Source organism: Actinophytocola sp., assembly GCF_045807065.1.
GTDB lineage: Bacteria > Actinomycetota > Actinomycetes > Mycobacteriales > Pseudonocardiaceae > Actinophytocola.
In genome coordinates, this window is the sequence record NZ_JBJMIE010000248.1 from 1 (window position 1) to 3,174 (window position 3,174).

The window sequence follows — 3,174 nt, forward strand, 5'->3', positions numbered from 1 at the left end:
CGAAGTCCCGCACCGGCGGGCGCGGGCGGTCGGTCGGCAGCTCCAGCGGCGACACCCCGGCCAGACGCTCCCGCCAGTACTCCACCTGCCCTGCGGGCACCCGAGAACGCTGCCACGCCGCGAAGTCGGCGTACTGCACGGGAAGCGGGGCGAGCGGCAGGCCGGTGTAGCCGGCACTCAGCTCGCGCAGCAGCACTTCCTCCGACCAGCCGTCGGAGGCGATGTGGTGCACGGTGAGCGCCAGGACGTGCTCGTCGGCGCCCAGCCGCGCCAGCACCCAGCGGGTCGGGTGTTCGGTCGCGAGGTCGAACGGGACGACGGCCCGCTCACGCAGGAGGGTGTCGAGGCTTCGGCCTCCGGCCCTCGGTTCGACGCTACCCGCGGGCACCGACACCGCCGGGGTGGTCAGATCGACCTCGGCGAGGGCAGGCGGGGCCGGCGGGTCGATCACCTGCGCCGGTTCGCCGTCCACCAAGGTGTAGCGGGTGCGCAGCACCTCGTGCCGAGCCGTGATCTCCGTGAGCGCCCGGCGCAGGGCCGCGAGGTCGAGCGGTCCGGACAGCCGCAGCGCGGTCGTCATCAGGTATTCGGTGCCGCCCGGCCGCAGCTGGTCGAGCAGCCACATCCGGCGCTGCGCGTGGGACAGCGGCAGCGGTCCGGTCCGTGGCACGGCAGGAATCGCGTCGGCCACCCCCGCGGCGCCACGCAGCCGCCGGCGCAGCAGCTCGGCACGCATGGCCGCGCGGTCGACGGTCTCGGTCATCGCACACCCTCCCGGGACAGCAGTTCCTCGACCTCGGCGTCGGACAGCGCGTCCACGTCCGCCTCGACGGCGTCGGTCACCGCGGTCGCGAGGTCGGCGACGGTGGTGGCCTCGAACAGCCTGCGCAGCGGGAGGTCGACCGCGAACGCCTGCCGGATCCGCGCCAGCACGCGGGTGGCGAGCAGCGAGTGCCCGCCGAGGGAGAAGAAGTCGTCCCGGACGCCGACCCGCGCCACCCCGAGCACCTCGGCCCAGATCTCGGCGAGCACCTCCTCGGTCGCGTCGCCCGGCGGGACGTACGCCGCACCGCCCAGCGCGTCGACCACCTCGGGCAGCGCGGCGCGGTCGACCTTCTTGCTCGGGGTCAGCGGCAGCTCGGCGAGCGGCACCCAGTGCGCCGGGACCATGTACTCCGGCACCAGGTCCGCGAGGTGGGACCGCAGCGCGGCGACGTCCACCTCGGCACGCGGCACCACGTAGGCGACGAGCCGCTTCTCCCCCGGCCCGACCTGTCGCGCGACGACCGCGACCGCCCGGACGTCCGGGTGGCCGGCGAGCGCGGCCTCGATCTCGCCCGGCTCGATGCGGAACCCGCGGACCTTGACCTGCTGGTCGATGCGGCCGAGGAACTCGATGGTGCCGTCCGGGAGGTGCCGCACGAGGTCGCCCGTGCGGTAGAGCCGCCCGCCCGGCGGACCGAACGGATCGGGCACGAAGCGTTCGGCGGTCAGCGCCGGCCGGTCGTGGTACCCGCGGGCCAGGCGCGTGCCGCCGAGGCACAGCTCCCCCGGCACCCCGGCCGGCACGAGCCGCAGGTCGGTGTCCACGACGTACGCGCGGGTGCCGGGAACCGGCCGCCCGATCGGCATGGTGGCCTCCTCCCGCGCGCCCGGCAGGTGCCCGGACACGGGGTGGAGCACGCATGTGACGGTCGCCTCGGTCGGCCCGTAGTTGCAGAGGAACCGCCCCGGCAACCCGCTTTCGGCGAAGCGGCGTGCGTCGGCGACGGTCATGACGTCGCTGCCGACGTTCATCAGCTTCAGCCGCCGCAGCCGCGCGAGGTCGCCGGAGGCCATCAGCTCCCGGTAGTAGGCCGGAGTGATCTCCATGATCGTCACGCCGTGCTCGGCGAGCCGCGCGGGCAGCTCGGCCGGGGTCCAGAACAGCGGCTCCGCCACGACGATCGCGGCGCCGGCGAGCAGGGTGGCGGCGATCTGGTCCATCGCCACGTCGAAGGTGAGCGCGGACAGCAGCACGACCCGGTCGGCGGGGCCGATGCCGTAGGCGTCGGCGATGACGTGGCAGTGGTGCGCGTAGGACCGGTGCTCGACCAGGACGCCCTTGGGCTTCCCGGTCGAGCCGGACGTGTAGATCATGTAGGCGAGGTTGCCCGGGCCGGCCGAGGGTTCGGGGTTCGCCCCGGCACCCACGAACAGCGTGTTGATCGTGTCGACGGTGACCACGCGGTGGTGGTCGGCGAGTCGCGGCGCGAACTCGGCGGTGGTCAGCACGACCCGCGCGCCGGCGTCGGCGAGCATGAAGCCCAGCCGCTCGACCGGGTGGTTCGGGTCGAACGGCACGTACACCCCACCGGCCTTGAGGACGGCGAGGAGCGCGACGACCGCGTGCGGCCCCCGCTCCAGGCAGGACGCCACGACCATCTCGGGCCCGACGCCGAGTCCGCGTAGGTGGTGGGCGAGCCGGTTGGCGCGGGCGTTCAGCTCCGCGTAGGTCAGCTCCGCCGTGCCGTACACGACCGCGACCGCGTCGGGGGCGGCCGCGACCCGGCGCTCGAACAGCTCGGGCACCGTCAGGTGCTGGTCGCCGGCGGGGTCCAGCGCGGCGGCGCGGGCGCCGTCCGGGTCGGGCCACTCGCCGAGCAGCAGCGCGCGCTCGGCAGCCGGGACCACGTCGAGCGCGTCGACGGCGGCGGCCGGGTCGGCCGCGACACTCGCGAGCAGCGTGACGTAGTGGCCGGCCAGCCGCTCGATGGTCGCGCCGTCGAACAGGCCGGTCGCGTACTCGAACCAGCAGCGCAACCGGCCGTCGGCGTGCTGCTCGACCGACAGCGTCAGGTCGAACTTCGCCACCGGCGTGCCGGACTCGACCAGCTCCAGCGCGGCCTCGCCCAGCGTGGCGGGCAGCCGCTCCAGATGCTGCAGCTCGTCCACCAGGTGCGCGAACGGCACGGCCTGGCGGTCGAACGCCTCCAGCACGGTGACCCGGTTGCGCACGAGCATGTCCTCGAAGGCAGCGGTGTCCTCGACCCGCATCCGCAGCGCGAGGTCGACCTTGGCCACCTGCCACGCCAGGTCGACGTGGTCGATCCGCAGCCCGGCCACCTCGGCGCCGCCGGCCGGCAGGTCGTGCATGGTGAAGGCGACCTGGAACAGCGGCGTGACCGACATGTC

Annotated in this window: 2 protein-coding genes; both read right to left on the reverse strand. The window is 74.4% G+C overall.

Translation table 11 applies throughout. From position 1 onward, the window contains the following. On the reverse strand, positions 1–763 hold a 763-nt coding region (locus ACJ73U_RS14455; protein WP_407778120.1), incomplete at its 3' end, for a condensation domain-containing protein. Further along, positions 760–3,174: non-ribosomal peptide synthetase (locus tag ACJ73U_RS14460; RefSeq protein WP_407778121.1), on the reverse strand; the 2,415-nt coding region annotated here is incomplete at its 5' end. The genes ACJ73U_RS14460 and ACJ73U_RS14455, both read right to left, overlap by 4 nt.